The 13,538-nt window shown below is 63.1% G+C and carries 12 protein-coding genes and 1 pseudogene; 8 read left to right on the top strand and 5 right to left on the bottom strand.

The features are described from left to right. Nucleotides 1-177: 177 nt before the first annotated feature. From ACVWWD_RS05045 to ACVWWD_RS05030, 4 genes are all read left to right on the top strand, one after another. Complete coding sequence (locus ACVWWD_RS05045) at nt 178-1,110, top strand: VOC family protein (protein ID WP_352550601.1); 933 nt, start codon at nt 178-180, stop codon at nt 1,108-1,110. Nucleotides 1,111-1,114: 4 nt separating this feature from the next. Continuing rightward, nucleotides 1,115-1,735 carry an alpha/beta hydrolase gene (locus ACVWWD_RS05040; protein ID WP_457102937.1) on the top strand — a complete coding sequence of 207 codons (621 nt, stop codon included), beginning with the start codon at nt 1,115-1,117 and terminating at the stop codon, nt 1,733-1,735. A gap of 2 nt (nt 1,736-1,737) precedes the next feature. Next, a complete protein-coding gene (locus ACVWWD_RS05035; protein WP_023774124.1) occupies nt 1,738-2,037 on the top strand; it encodes a GNAT family N-acetyltransferase in 300 nt (99 codons plus the stop codon). A gap of 146 nt (nt 2,038-2,183) precedes the next feature. After that, nucleotides 2,184-3,242, top strand: a complete 1,059-nt coding sequence (locus ACVWWD_RS05030) for a dipeptidase (protein WP_352550597.1) — start codon at nt 2,184-2,186, stop codon at nt 3,240-3,242. Between the two features lie 6 nt (nt 3,243-3,248). On the opposite strand, the gene ACVWWD_RS05025 is transcribed toward ACVWWD_RS05030, so the two are convergent. Genes ACVWWD_RS05025 through ACVWWD_RS05010 form a run of 4 tightly spaced genes read right to left on the bottom strand, consistent with a single transcriptional unit; the run spans nt 3,249 to nt 7,946 of the window. Beyond that, the gene (locus ACVWWD_RS05025; RefSeq protein WP_023774126.1) at nt 3,249-3,509 is read right to left on the bottom strand and encodes a hypothetical protein; all 261 of its coding nucleotides are present in this window, start codon (nt 3,507-3,509) and stop codon (nt 3,249-3,251) included. Nucleotides 3,510-3,511: 2 nt separating this feature from the next. After that, entirely contained in the window at nt 3,512-4,771 is a 1,260-nt protein-coding gene (locus ACVWWD_RS05020) for an aminomethyltransferase family protein (protein ID WP_457102936.1), read from the bottom strand. A gap of 3 nt (nt 4,772-4,774) precedes the next feature. After that, complete coding sequence (locus tag ACVWWD_RS05015; RefSeq protein WP_352550595.1) at nt 4,775-6,340, bottom strand: phytoene desaturase family protein; 1,566 nt, start codon at nt 6,338-6,340, stop codon at nt 4,775-4,777. Then, nucleotides 6,327-7,946 carry a phytoene desaturase family protein gene (locus tag ACVWWD_RS05010; protein WP_352550593.1) on the bottom strand — a complete coding sequence of 540 codons (1,620 nt, stop codon included), beginning with the start codon at nt 7,944-7,946 and terminating at the stop codon, nt 6,327-6,329. The genes ACVWWD_RS05015 and ACVWWD_RS05010 overlap by 14 nt, the downstream gene beginning before the upstream one ends. 341 nt (nt 7,947-8,287) lie before the next feature. On the opposite strand from ACVWWD_RS05010, the gene betI reads away from it, so the two are divergent. The 4 genes and pseudogenes from betI (at nt 8,288) to ACVWWD_RS04990 (ending at nt 12,462) form a co-directional block, all read left to right on the top strand. Beyond that, nucleotides 8,288-9,001 carry a transcriptional regulator BetI gene (betI, locus tag ACVWWD_RS05005; protein WP_435054021.1) on the top strand — a complete coding sequence of 238 codons (714 nt, stop codon included), beginning with the start codon at nt 8,288-8,290 and terminating at the stop codon, nt 8,999-9,001. 41 nt (nt 9,002-9,042) lie between these two features. Next, nucleotides 9,043-10,125 (top strand): ABC transporter substrate-binding protein, encoded by a 1,083-nt coding sequence (locus ACVWWD_RS05000; RefSeq protein ID WP_352550590.1) that lies wholly within the window; start codon nt 9,043-9,045, stop codon nt 10,123-10,125. Nucleotides 10,126-10,244: 119 nt separating this feature from the next. Next, nucleotides 10,245-11,155: pseudogene (locus ACVWWD_RS04995) on the top strand (ABC transporter substrate-binding protein). Continuing rightward, complete coding sequence (locus tag ACVWWD_RS04990) at nt 11,152-12,462, top strand: flavin monoamine oxidase family protein (RefSeq protein WP_352550588.1); 1,311 nt, start codon at nt 11,152-11,154, stop codon at nt 12,460-12,462. Before ACVWWD_RS04995 ends, ACVWWD_RS04990 begins: the two are co-directional and overlap by 4 nt. Here ACVWWD_RS04990 and ACVWWD_RS04985 read toward each other — a convergent pair. Next, entirely contained in the window at nt 12,426-13,499 is a 1,074-nt protein-coding gene (locus tag ACVWWD_RS04985; RefSeq protein ID WP_023794983.1) for an ABC transporter ATP-binding protein, read from the bottom strand. The genes ACVWWD_RS04990 and ACVWWD_RS04985 overlap by 37 nt on opposite strands. Nucleotides 13,500-13,538: the final 39 nt, after the last annotated feature.

Here is a 13,538-nt window from a genome sequence, read left to right as displayed (position 1 = left end):
CATCGACCGCGCAAGACCAGCGTTGTTTGCTAAACGGTGAACAAGAGTCTTTTGATTGTTCTCTTTTTAGGCACAGTCCATCCTGTGTTTGCCGCCTTTGCCATACTCGCTCGTATTCTCATATTTGCGAGGACAGCGGCGAGGGCCGTACAAACACCAAGGGAAGGAGCAGAGACCATGCTCGACCAGATCAAGGGCTTGCATCACGTCACCTCGATGGCCAGGGACGCAAGGCAGAACAATGATTTCTTCACCCACAAGCTCGGCCTGCGCCGGGTCAAGAAGACGGTCAATTTCGATGCGCCCGACGTCTACCATCTCTATTATGGCGACGGGGCCGGCACACCCGGCTCGGTAATGACCTATTTCCCGTTTCCCAACATCGGCAAGGGCCAGCCTGGCGTCGGCGAAGTCGGCACCACGGTCTATTCCGTGCCGGAAGGCACGCTCGCCTATTGGGAAAAACGCTTTACCGACGAAGGCGTAACCAATGTCTCCCGCGAAGAAAGCTTTGGCGAGAAGCGGCTCGCATTTGCCGGCCCGGACGGCGACGGGTTTGCCCTCGTCGAGGACAAGGCCGACGGCAGAGCGCCCTGGGTTAAGGGCGGTATTGCCGCGGACGAGGCGATCCGCGGCTTTCACTCGGTTTCGCTGAGGCTGAAGGATGGCGGCGCCACCGAGGAGTTGTTGAAGTTCATGGGTTACGAGGAGGTCGACAAGTCAGGCAATATCAGGCGGCTCGCCGTCAAGAACGGCAACGGCGCCGATTTCGTCGATATCGAAGCGCTGCCGACCGCACCCTTCGCCGATCTCGGCGCCGGCTCCGTCCATCATGTGGCCTTTGCCGTCGAGAACCGCGCCAAGCAGCTTGAAGTGCGCAAAGCGCTGATGGATACGGGTTATGGCGTGACGCCGGTGATCGACCGCGACTATTTCTGGGCGATCTATTTCCGCACGCCGGGAGGCGTGCTGTTCGAAGTCGCCACCAATGAGCCGGGTTTCGACAAGGACGAGGACACCGCCCATCTCGGCGAGGCGCTGAAGCTGCCGACCCAGCATCAGCATCTGCGGCCATATCTCGAACAGCATCTGCAGAAGTTGGAGGGCTGAGACGATGAGCAAAGGCGCTTACGCCCACAAGGTGCTGCCTGGTTCGCCGGGTGGTCCGCTGCTTTTGGTCTTCCACGGCACTGGCGGCGACGAGAGCCAGCTTGTCTCGCTGGGGCGCGATCTCGCGCCACAGGCCACCATCGTCTCGCCACGCGGCGATGTGTCGGAGCAAGGTGCCGCGCGCTTTTTCCGCCGCACCGGCGGGGGCGTCTATGACATGGACGATCTGGCGCGGGCCACGGACAAGATGGCGGGCTTCGTCCAAGCCCATGTCGAGGCGGCGAAGCCGTCGGTCGTGCTGGGCCTCGGCTACTCCAATGGCGCCAACGTTCTGGCTTCGCTGGTGTTCGAAGCACCTGACCTGTTCGACGCCACGGTGCTGATGCATCCGCTGATCCCGTTCGAGCCGCAGGTCAAGGGCAGCCTCGCCGGCCGTCACATCCTGGTGACCGCCGGCAAGCGCGATCCGATCTGCCCGCCCAACCTGACCTCGCGGCTCGAAGCCTATTTGCGTGCCGACCGTGCCGATGTCACAGTTGAGTGGCACGAAGGCGGGCACGAGGTGCGGCCAAACGAAATCGAAGCGGCGCGGCGGCTTTTCGCCACTATCGCCCAAGGAGTGTAGAGATGCCCGATCAATTGCCAGAGATCGAACTTGAGGATCGGGGCTCCAAGGGTCGCTACGTCCTGCGCGGCGCCGGCGGTGCCGAGGCGGAGATGACCTTCACCAAAATCGGCGAGCACCAACTGATCATCGATCACACCGAAGTGCCGGACGCCTTTCGCGGCCAGGGCGCCGGGCTTCGGCTCGTCACCCGTGCCGTCGAGGACGCGCGAGCAGCAGGCAAGAAGATCATCCCGCTCTGCCCGTTCGCCAACGCCCAGTTCCGCCGTCACCCGGAATGGGCGGATGTGCTGAAGCGGTAGGTCCCGCAAGCACAAAGTGGATTTGTAGAACAGAGCAAAACGGGCGGCCATTGCCTTCCCGTTGGCTTTGTAGTTTGCCCCGGCGGCACATCTTGCCTAGATATGATACATCGCCCTGCCGACAAACAGACCGAATGATCCCCCAGATGACCGAAACAGACCTCGTCCCCGTCTTTGACGGCCACAACGACACGCTGCTGCGTTTGCACCAGGCGAAAGACGCGGACGTCGAAAAGCTATTCATCGAAGGGAAATCGGGCGGCCATGTCGACTTGCCGCGCGCCAAGGCCGGCGGATTCGCCGGCGGTATGTTCGCCATCTTCCCGCCGCCGGTCGAGAAAGCGCGGCGCAGCGCCGTCCCTTCGGCGCCAAGCGACAGCGAGCCGCTGCCGCCCGAGGTGCCTCGCGCCGATGCGCTCAACTCGACGATCGCGATGGCGTCCATCCTCTTCCGGCTGGAGCGCGCCGGAGCGTTGGCGATCTGCCGCAGTGCCGGCGATGTGCGCAATGCCATGGCGCAAGGCACGATTGCCGCGGTGTTCCACATCGAGGGCGTCGAGGCGATCGATCCCGAACTCACCATGCTCGACGTGCTGCATGCCGCGGGCCTGCGCTCGCTCGGCATCGTCTGGAGCCGGCCGAATGCGTTCGGCCACGGCGTGCCGTTTCGCTTTCCGTCCTCGCCGGATACCGGTCCCGGGCTGACCGATGCCGGCAAAGCGCTGGTCAAGACCTGCAATGAACTGAGGATCATGATCGATCTCTCGCATCTCAACGAGAAGGGTTTTCGCGACGTCGCAGCGCTTAGCGATGCACCGCTGGTCGCCACCCACTCCAACGTGCACGCGATCTGCGGCCATTCGCGCAATCTCACCGACTGGCAGCTCGGCGCGATCCGCGACTCCGGCGGCATGGTCGGGTTGAACTTCGCCACCGGCTTCCTGCGCGAGGACGGCCGCATGAATGCCGACACCAGCCTCGACATCATCGTGCGCCATATCGATTCCCTGCTGCAGGCTTTGGGCGAGGATGGCGTCGGTCTCGGTTCGGATTTCGACGGCGCCATGATCCCGGCCGTCATCGGCGACGTCGCCGGCCTGCCGAAACTCATCGATGCGCTGGCGGCGCGCGGTTTTGGCCGGGCTCTGATCGAAAAGATCGCCTACCGCAACTGGCTAAGCATGCTGGAAAGAACGATAGGTTAGGTCGCCTTATTCGAAGCCCATGCGATTCAGCCATTCCTTGCCGACGCCGCGATCGCGAATGATCGGCAGCGGGTTTTCCGCATCGAGCCGAGCGCAAATGCGATAGACCTCCAGCGTCTCGGCGCTCATCTCGCCACGCTTGTAGAAGAACATGGCGGCGGCATAGCGCGCGCGGCCAGACCATTTTTCGCCGAGCGGCGTGTTGACCAGCTCCCACTGTTCGGCGGCTTCACCTTCTTCCTGCTGCTTGCCCGCTTCCTCGGTCATGGTCAGAAATCCGCCGGCGGATTGGCGGTACGGCGGTCGAGCTTGATGAAGGGTCGCGCCACCACCTTGGCCCGTTTCATCAGCTTCTGGTACTGCAGTTCGCGCATGGCGTAGATCTCGACCCAGAGGTCTTCCACGACAGTATCACCATAGGGCCGCGCCAGCGAGGCGATGGCGATGTTGCGCTTGGCCATCGGCGACCACATGGCGGCGCTGACCAGGCCGACCTCCTGGGTTTTCCTGTGATAGACGATCGCGTGTTCGGCCGGGATGTTGCCTTCGATCTCCAGTCCGACGAGGACATGCCGAAGCTTGCGTTTGGCGCGGGCCTCGAGGATGGCGCGGCGGCCATTGAAATGGCCCTTCTCCAGATCAACCATGAAGCCGAGCCCGATCTCGTCGGGCATGCGCAAGCGGTCGGCGCGGATGGCATGTTCGGCGGTGGTGAAATCGGCATTGGCGACGATCAGCCCAGCCTCGAGACGGGCACGGTTGAGGGCGGTGTAGCCGATCGCCCTGATGCCGCGCAGTTCCCCAGCTGTCATCAGCCGGTCCCACAGGCTCAGCGCCTTTTCGGCCGGAACGAACAGTTCGTAACCGAGATCGCCGGTAAAGCCGGTCCGTGAAATGATGGCCGTGCCGCCGTCATGCGGGAATTCGGCAAGGTCGAATATTTTCAGCCTCTCGACACCGGCGAAACCGGCATCGCGCAGCACAGCGAAGCATGTGGGGCCCTGCAAGGCGAGCCCGGCGACGGCCTCGGTCTCTTCCTCGACGATGACGTCGAAACCAAGGGCGCTGTCCAACAGCCACGGCAGATGCCGCTCCTGCGAACACAGCCGGAAGCGGTCCGGCGAGAGCCGAAACAGTGTGCCATCATCGAGGACGAAGCCCTCATCGTCGCACCACGCGGTGTAATGCACCCGGCCGGGTTTCAGCTTTGTCACATCGCGCAGCGTGACCCGATCGAGGAAGGCTTCTGCGTGCGGCCCCTCGATCCGGTATTTGGTCATGGGCGAAATATCGAACAGCGCCGCCTGACTGCGGATCGCGAAATATTCGAGCTCCTCGTGCCACAGCGAATGCGGCGCGCGGTAGCCGGCCCAATTGTACCAGTCCTGGGTCTTGGCCAGTGCGTCGATGCGCGGCTGGAATGGCGTGCCGAGGCGCAGCGTGTGGAAGTGCGATTGGGCTTCGATGCGATCGGAAACGGCTGGATCGGCTGTCTTCGAGACGGGCTTCTTCCTGGTTAGCTGGACCATGACCTACCCCTTCATCGCAATGATGCGCCGCGCGGCGTTCAATCCTGGCGCACCCGAAACACCGCCACCAGGATGCGAACCCGCGCCGGCCAGGAACAGCCCGTCGAGCGGCGTGTCGTAACCCGACCAGCCGGAGACGGGACGCGAGATCAGCATCTGATCGGCCTGTAATTCACCATGGTGCCAATGGCCGCCCGGCATGCGGTAGCGCATCTCTATATCGGCAGGCGTCAGCAGCTCGGCATGGACAACGCTCTTGCCGATACCGGGTGCGTAAGCCTCGAACTGCGCCATGATCGCTTTTAGGAATTTCGGCTTGCCGGCATCCCAGCCCTCTTTCAACCGATAGGGCGCGTATTGCACCACGGCCGACAGCACGCAGGCGCCGTCGGGCGCGAGCGAGGGGTCGGCGAGGCTGGGTAGCGTGATCTCCATCACCGGCTCGGGTGAGAACTCGCCATATTTCGATGGATTGAAGGCACGCTCGACATGATCGGGGGAGGGCGCGATCACCAGTCGGCCCTTATGGCCGGCGTCGTCGACACCGGCAAACCGCGGCGGCCGGTCGAGCGCCAGATGGAGCTTGGCGGCATCGCCCCTCATCCGGATGTTTTTCACCTTGCGCACGAAGCCGGTGTCGATCTCGCGCGGTCCGACGAGGTCGAGGAAGGTGGTCGTCGGATTGATCGCCGAGACGATCGTTCGGGCGCGAAGTTCTTCGCCATTCTCGAGGGCGACGCCGACGGCGCGGCCTTTGTCGACAATGATCCTGGCGACGGGCACCGATGCGCGGATCGTGACGCCAGCCTTTTCGGCAGCAGTGCGGATGGCGGCGACCACCGCGCCCATGCCGCCCTTTGGCAGCAATTGCGCTCCGGCCGCACCGCCGCTCGCGCCGGTCAGACGATAATAGAGGCCGAGCAGCGAGGTCGGCGAGCGCGGGCCGAGATGGCTGCCGAGCGTTGCGTCGAAGGCGAGCAGCCCTTTCAGCCTGATATCGGCGAGCTGTTCGTCAAGCAGGTCGGCAACGTTCATCAAAAGCACGCGCAGGAAGTCGCGCATGTCTTCCTTGCCAAGTTTCTTCAGCGCCACCGCGGTATGGGCGAGCGAAGCGGCCTCCTGCAGCGACATGCCGCCGAGATCGGGCGGCCGGCGCGACAGGAAGGGTTTCAGGATGCCGGCATAGCGCAGCAATTGCGCGCGCAATTCCTTCCAGGCGGACTGTTCCGACGAACTGGCGCCACTCAGCACCTCGCCATAAGCACCATGCAGGACAAGCGGCGGTCCATCTTTCGACAATGCGACCGACGGCAGGAAGTCGGAGCGAGCGATCCGCAGCCCGTGCTTTTCCAGCTCCAGCGTTTTCACCACGTCGGGATGCAGCCGGTTCAACACATGCGCGATGGACGAAGCGCGAAAACCGGGCGCAAATTCCTCGGTCCGCGCGGCGCCCCCGAGTTCGGCTCCTGCTTCCAGCACCAGCACCTTACGGCCTGCCTCCGCCAGCGTGGCGGCTGCGACAAGCCCGTTGTGGCCGCCGCCGATAACGATGGCATCAAATGACGTCATGGGCCGGGCTCATATGCGAAGTGGATTTTGCGAGATCGCGCAGGATTTCGGCGGCTGCGTTGCGTCCGGGTGCACCCATGACGCCGCCGCCGGGGTGGGTCGAGGAGCCGCACATATAGAGGCCGCCGACCGGCGACCGATACTGCGCGTACCCGGGCACCGGACGGTTGAACAGCAACTGGTCGAAGGTCAGTTCGCCCTGAAAGATGTTGCCTTCGGTGAGGCCGACCTCGGCCTCGATCTCGCGTGGCGTCCGCACCTCCATATGGACGATGCGGTCGCGGAACCCGGGTGAATAGTCCGATATCTGCGCGATCACGCTTTCAGCAAAACCGTCACGATCGGCGTCCGTCCACTCGCGACCAGCGATCTTGGGCGGAGCGTACTGCACGAAGCAACTCATGAAATGTTTCCCGGGCGGCGCCATGGTCGGGTCGAGCGTCGTCGGGATGACCATGTCGAGGAACGGATCGGCGGACCAGCGGCCGGCCTTCCAGTCGTCATAGGCGCGCTCCATGCGCTCCATCGAATCGGTGAAATGCATGTCGCCGCGATAGACCGGCGAATCCTTTGGCAGCGCCGGGAATTCCGGCAGCGAATCGAGGGCTATGTTGACCTTTCCGGAAGATCCGCGAATCTTGAAGTTCTTCACCCGGCGCAGAAAGATGTCGGGCAGTTCCTTCTCCTCGACCAGCTTCAGGAAGGTGCGCTTCACGTCGGCATTGGAGACGACCAGCTTGCCGTAAACCTCCTCGCCGCCGGCCAGCACGACGCCCCTGGCCTTGCCACGGCTCACCAGCACATGGTCGACCTCGGCGCCGGTGCGGATGGTCCCACCCGAGGCCTTGAACGAGGCGGCCAGCGCCTTGGTGACGGCGCCCATGCCGCCGCGCGCATAGCCCCAGGCGCCGACCGATCCGTCGACCTCGCCCATATAGTGATGCAGCAGCACGTAAGCGGTGCCGGGCGACATCGGCCCGAGTGCCGTGCCGATGATGCCAGACAGGGCGAAGTTCGCCTTGATGACGTCGGTCTCGAAATATTCGTCGAGGAACTCAGAGATAGACATGGTCCAGAAGCGCAGCGTCAACGCCATTTCCTCGGCGGAGAGACCCGCGAATTTCTTGCCGAGATAGAGCAGCTCGCCGAGGTCGCGCGGGCGCAGGCTGGTCGGATCCGGCGCGGTGCGCATCAAAAGCGGCTGGATGAAGCGGCACTGCCGCGTCACGTCGCGGGCGTAGCGGTCATAGGCCTCGGCATCCCTTTTGGAGAAACGAGCGAATTCCCGCCGGTGCGCGTCGTGGTCGCGGTAGTTGGCGAGGTAGTCGCCATCCCGGGTGAACACCGCGCCGCCCTCATAGGAGATGACTTGCAGGCCGAAGCGGGGGAGCTCCAGATCGCGCATGATCTCGGGCCGGAACAGCGAGCAGACGTAGGAGCAGTTGGAGTAGAGGAAGCCCGGCGTCAGCTCGCGGCTGGTGGCCGCGCCTCCGACCCAGTCGTTCTTCTCCACAACCAGCACGTCGAGACCGGCGCGCTGCAGGTAACAGGCGTTGACAAGGCCATTGTGTCCGCCGCCGATGATGATCGCATCCCAAGCTTTCATTGTAGCCCAGTGCTCATCTGCGTCCCGCTTTCACTTCTGCGTGATTTGTTGTCGAATGCGCGGAATTTGGCACGGTACCAGCCATTGTGTCCAGCCTTACTGAATGAATGTTCAACAAATAATGTTGCGTTTTTCCGGGCGTGAGTTACGCTTTGCCGGCATTCGAACCCAGTAATCCGTCCGTGAGAACCGAGGCTGATGATTGAAATGGCAGACGTCACTTCGCAGTATGACGAGGCCGCCATCATAAGCTGGGAGGCCATGCAGAAGGTGCTTGACAGCGCGAGCACCGTCCCACTCATCTTCGCTGGTGGAAGCCGGATGCAAAGGGATAGCCGGCGATGCTGGAGACCTTCACACGCATGAAAACGGCAGACGCCAGGGACGCGCTTCTTGAACCGGCGCGGAAAGCCGAATCCGAGAAGCGCGGGCGCAAGGCCTCGAAGGAGGTCAGGCAGCTTCAACTCATCGAGGCGACGATCGATTCGCTCGCCAAGCGCGGCTATTCGGAAACGACGATGGCCGATGTCGCCGACGGCGCCGGCCTGTCGCGCGGCATTGTCAATTTCCATTTCGAGAGCAAGGAGAAGCTGCTCGTCGCGACGCTACGCTATATGTACGACGAGTATTCCGCGCACTGGCGCAATGCCTTGCAAAAGGCAGGAGACGACCCCGCGCGGCAACTCCAGGTCCTCGTCGCGGCCGATTTCGACCGCTCCATCTGCAACAAGCGCAAGCTTGCCGCATGGTGCGCCTTCTGGGGAGAGGCCAAGTCGCGGCCGACCTACCAGGCGCTGAGCAGCGCGCGGGATGCCGTTTACCAGAATATTTTCATCGACCTGTGCGCGGCTCTGAAACAGAGCGGCGGCTACGCCTATGAGCCGCAGGTCATGGCGCTGGCGCTCAGCGCCATGCTGGAAGGCTTGTGGCTGCGGTTGATGATGGGAACCGAGGACACCACGCGGGAGACCTCCTTGCAGGCGGCCAATGAATTCCTGTCGGCGGCTTTCCCGAAACACTATCCGCTGAAGGCCGCCAGCCAAACGAGATCATAAGAAAGACGAAACCATAAGAAACGGCAGAGGATGGAACAGCAATGAAGACACTGACAAGACGCCTGACGCTGACGCTCGCGCTAGCGGGAACACTGGCGGCTTCGGCCGCGGCGCTGGCGATCGCGGCCGACAAGGATCTGATCGTGTTCGACTGGTCAGGCTATGAGGATCCGAGCTTCCACCCAAAATATGTCGAGAAAAACGGCGATTCGCCGACCTTTGCCTTCTTCGGCGACGAGGACGAGGCGTTCGAAAAGGTCCGTTCCGGCTTCAAGGCCGACCTTGGCCATCCCTGCTCGCAGAGCGTGACGAAGTGGCGCGAGGCGGGCCTGCTGCAACCGCTCGATACCTCGAAGATCACGGGCTGGAAGGACCTCAATCCCGGCATCATGGCGATGAAAAATCTCGCCACGACGGAAGACGGGAAAGCCTGGTTCATGCCCTGGGACTGGGGCAACACGCAGCTTACCTACAACTCCTCCAAGATCGACGAAAAGGACGTGCAGTCGCTGAAGGCGTTCGCCGACCCGAAGTTCAAGGGCCGGGTTTCGATCGGCGACAATGTCGACGACGCCTATGCGCTGGCGAGCCTTGCCATCGGCCTGAAGGACTGGACCAAGATGACCGACGACCAGTTCAAGCAGGCCTCCGACTTCCTGCGCCAGGTGCACAAGAACGTGCGCTCCTACTGGACCGATACCACCGACGTCGTCCAGCTTCTGAGCGGCGGCGAGGTCGATCTCGCCTGGGCCTGGAACGATGCGACCGTGCAGTCGGTTGCTGCCGGCGTGCCGATCAAGTCGAAGAAGGACACGGCGGAAGGCATCTCGACGTGGGTGTGCGGCTACGTGCTGTTCAAGGATGCGCCCGGCAATACCGACAAGGCCTATGACTATCTCAACGCGGTCAACGATCCGGAGACCGCCAAGGTGCTGGTCAAGGACTGGGGCTACGGCCAGGCCAACGCCAAGGGCATGGCCGGCGTCGATCAGGCCATCCTGAAGGAAAAGGGCTATGACGACTTGCAGAAATTCGTCGACAAGACACTGTTCCAGCAGCCGCTGCCGTCCGATCTCAAGCTCAAGATGATCGCCGAGTTCGAGAAGATCAAAGCCGGCTATTGAGCCGTTGTCTATCGTGCCCATCCGTCTGCCGGCAGCATCGGCGGATGGGCTCGCCAAAGCGCTTGAATTTGCCTAACTTCGCTCTCGACATCTTTCGCGATGGGGGAGTTTTTCGCGCCATGAATTCCGTGCTTCGCCGCGTTGTCATCGCCGCTGCCTGTACGCTCGGTGCCGGCGCGGTTTACGCGCTCGCCGAAGGCGGCGGCGACCTCGTCGTGTTCGACTGGTCGGGCTACGAGGATCCACTCCTGCACCCGGCCTACACTGCCAAGTATGGCGCCGAGCCGACCTTTGCTTTCTTCGGCGACGAGGACGAGGCGTTTGAGAAGATGCGGGCAGGTTTCAAGGCCGATATAGCGCATCCCTGCTCGCAGAGCGTGGTCAAGTGGCGCGAGGCCGGCATGCTGCAGCCGCTCGACACGTCGAGGATCTCCGGCTGGAAGGATCTCAACCCCGATATCATGGCGATGAAGGATCTCGCCGTCACCGCCGACGGCAAGGCATGGTTCATGCCATTCGACTGGGGCAACACCTCGCTGCTCTATCGCACCGACAAGGTGACGGCCGATCAGGCACAGTCGCTCAAGATTTTCGCCGATCCGCGTTTCAAGGGCCGCGTCACCATCGGTGAGAATGTCGACGACGCCCATGCCTTGGCGAGCCTGGTCATTGGTCTCAAGGACTGGACCAAGATGACCGACGGCCAGTTCAAGCAGGCGTCCGCTTTCCTGCGCGACGTGCACAAGAACATCCGTTTCTACTGGACCGACCGCCAGGCAAGCTCGACCAGGCCCATGATTTCCTCAGCGCCGTCAATGCGCCCGGCGTGTCCGATTATATGGTCAAGACCTTCGGCTATGGCCACGGCAACGACGCCGGAATGGCTGATATCGACCACAAGGTGGTGGCCGACAGCGGCTTCGACAATCTCGAAAAATTCCTCGACAAGACCCTGTTCCAGCAGCCTGTCGCGCCCGAGTTGAAGAAGCGCATGATCGACGAGTTCGAGAAGATCAAGGCTGGCTATTGAACGACCAGACAGAAAGAACCGACGTCGTCATCGTCGGCGCCGGCTTCACCGGCCTGTCGGCGGCGCTTGAGCTGAAGAGGGCCGGCGTCGGCTTCCTGCTGCTCGAGGCACGCGACCGCGTCGGTGGGCGGGTCGAGGCGATGTGGAACGGGCTTGGCGAGCGCATCGACAGCGGCGGCCAGTTCCTTTGCGAGGACATGCCGCAGCTGATGGAACTGGCCCAGGCTCGCGGCAGGACCTTCGTCGAGACCTACGTCGAGGGCGATTTCATCACCTACCCGTCAATGTCGGTCGGCCGGGCCGAGCGGACCTATCAAGCCTCGATGGCGATCCGCGAACGCATGAACAGCATCGAGCCCAACGATCCCGCCATTGCCGGATCGACCGTTGCCGAGTGGCTGGAGAGGCAGGATGACGTGGGCGAGGCCAAGGCGGCCTTCCGGTCGATGATCGAGGGCCTGTGGTGCCTGGCGTTGGAGAAGGTGCCGCTCTGGTATCTGATCGACAATGACCGCCGTATCACCAACGAGGTGCCGGAGCTGCAATATTCCCTACGCGAGACCATGCAGTCGTTGGCCGATGATCTGGCGGAGGACCTCGGCGACCGGGCGAGGCTCGGCGAACCTGTCATCGGCATCGAATACGGTCCGGCAGGGGTTCGTGTCGTCTCCAGCAATAGCGTGATCGAAGCGCGAGAAGTTCTGGTCGCCGTGCCGCCGGCGACAGCCGCGAAGCTCGATTTTACGCCCCCCTTGCCGGCAGCCCTGGAAACGGCGCTCGGCGCCTGGGAAAGCGGCGCGGTGATCAAGGTCCTGGTCCGCTATCCCAAGCCATTCTGGCGCGAGCGGGATTTGAGCGGGATGGTGATGTGGCGCGATCTGCCGGGGCTGTTTGCCTGCGACGCGAGCAGGGATCCCGATCATGCGGCGCTTGTCGTCTTCGTTGGCGGACCGCTGGCGCTGCGCTGGCACGAACTCGGCGAGTCGGATCTGCGGAGACAGGTGACGAGGAAGCTTGTGGAGGCGCTGGGTGCGGAGGCGGCGGATGTTCTCGATTTCAGCCGCCGCGACTGGACGCATGACCGCTGGAGCGGGGGCGCCTATAGCGACGTGATCGTCGATGTGTCGGCGAGGGGTGCCGAGCGCACCATTCTTGCCGGCGCACCGCCGGTGCATTTCGCGTCGTCGGAATTGTCGCCCTCATTCCCGGGCTATGTCGAGGGCGCGATCGTGGCCGGGCGTATCGCGGCGCGCAGGATCATCGCCGGAGTTCAGTCGGCCATCGCGACCAGCGCTTCCGGATCATAGGCAAGGCGGATCGAGGTGCCGACTGGAATGTCATCGGCGCCGAAATCGTTGGTCTCGGTCACCGAGAGCGGCTTCTCCAGGCCAGGGATCTCGACGATCAGATGGGTGATCTCGCCGAAATAGTGGCGTTCCACCACCTTGCCGGCGACCTCGAACTTGGCTGTCGCGTTGTCCCATAGCACGCGCAGGCGCTCCGGTCGGATGCCGAGCGTCGCGCCGCCGCCATTGCGCACGAAAGCCTTCGGCTTGTCGGTCTTGACGCGGCCGAATCCGAGCGTATCGAGAACCAGCGAGGTGCCGTTCTCCTCGACGATGTCGGCCTTGACGAAATTCATGCCGCCAAGGAAGTCGGCGACCTGACGGTTTACCGGGCGCTGGTAGATTTCCTTCGGAGAGGCGACCTGCGCGATCCTGCCGCCGAACATCACGGCGATGCGGTCGGACATTGCGAGCGCTTCATACTGATCGTGGGTGACCAGGACGAAGGTGATGCCGACGGCCTGCTGGAGGCGGCGCAGTTCGACCTGCATCTGCTCGCGCAGCTTCTTGTCGAGCGCCGACAGCGGCTCGTCGAGCAGAAGCACCTTAGGTCGCATCACCAGGGCGCGGGCGAGCGCCACGCGCTGCCGCTGGCCGCCGGAAAGCTCCGTGCCAAGCCGCTTGCCGAGGCCGGTGAGCGAGACCTGCGCCAGCGCTTCCTCGACCCGGCGCTTCTCTTCGCCACCCCGCAGCTTCAACCGCTTCAGCCCGTAGGCGACGTTCTGCTCGACATTGAGGTGCGGGAAGATCGCGTAGCTCTGGAACACCATGTTGGTCGGCCGGCGGTTGGCCGGTACGCCCTCCATGGGCTGGCCGCCAACCGCGATCGAACCGCTGGTCGGATTATCGAAGCCGGCGATCATGCGCAAAAGCGTGGTCTTGCCGCAGCCCGACGGGCCGAGCAGCGAGAAGAACTCGCCTCCCCTGATGGTCAGGGAGGCGTCGTCCAGCGCCTTGAACGCCCCATAGCTGCGGGTGACATCGCGGATCTCGATCATCGATCTTTCGGAATGGATCCTGTCCGCGTGAGATAGCTC

The sequence above is a fragment of the Mesorhizobium sp. URHB0026 genome, from assembly GCF_054059755.1.
This window is presented reverse-complemented; position numbering and strand designations above follow the sequence as displayed.

Excerpts from the sequence above, each read along its gene's own strand:
- ACVWWD_RS05045 (WP_352550601.1), top strand. The coding sequence starts at position 178 with ATGCTCGACCAGATCAAGGGCTTGCATCACGTCACCTCGATGGCCAGG.
- ACVWWD_RS05040 (WP_457102937.1), top strand. The coding sequence starts at position 1,115 with ATGAGCAAAGGCGCTTACGCCCACAAGGTGCTGCCTGGTTCGCCGGGT.
- ACVWWD_RS05035 (WP_023774124.1), top strand. The coding sequence starts at position 1,738 with ATGCCCGATCAATTGCCAGAGATCGAACTTGAGGATCGGGGCTCCAAG.
- ACVWWD_RS05030 (WP_352550597.1), top strand. The coding sequence starts at position 2,184 with ATGACCGAAACAGACCTCGTCCCCGTCTTTGACGGCCACAACGACACG.
- ACVWWD_RS05025 (WP_023774126.1), bottom strand. The coding sequence starts at position 3,509 with ATGACCGAGGAAGCGGGCAAGCAGCAGGAAGAAGGTGAAGCCGCCGAA.
- ACVWWD_RS05020 (WP_457102936.1), bottom strand. The coding sequence starts at position 4,771 with ATGGTCCAGCTAACCAGGAAGAAGCCCGTCTCGAAGACAGCCGATCCA.
- ACVWWD_RS05015 (WP_352550595.1), bottom strand. The coding sequence starts at position 6,340 with ATGACGTCATTTGATGCCATCGTTATCGGCGGCGGCCACAACGGGCTT.
- ACVWWD_RS05010 (WP_352550593.1), bottom strand. The coding sequence starts at position 7,946 with ATGAAAGCTTGGGATGCGATCATCATCGGCGGCGGACACAATGGCCTT.
- betI (WP_435054021.1), top strand. The coding sequence starts at position 8,288 with ATGCTGGAGACCTTCACACGCATGAAAACGGCAGACGCCAGGGACGCG.
- ACVWWD_RS05000 (WP_352550590.1), top strand. The coding sequence starts at position 9,043 with ATGAAGACACTGACAAGACGCCTGACGCTGACGCTCGCGCTAGCGGGA.
- ACVWWD_RS04985 (WP_023794983.1), bottom strand. The coding sequence starts at position 13,499 with ATGATCGAGATCCGCGATGTCACCCGCAGCTATGGGGCGTTCAAGGCG.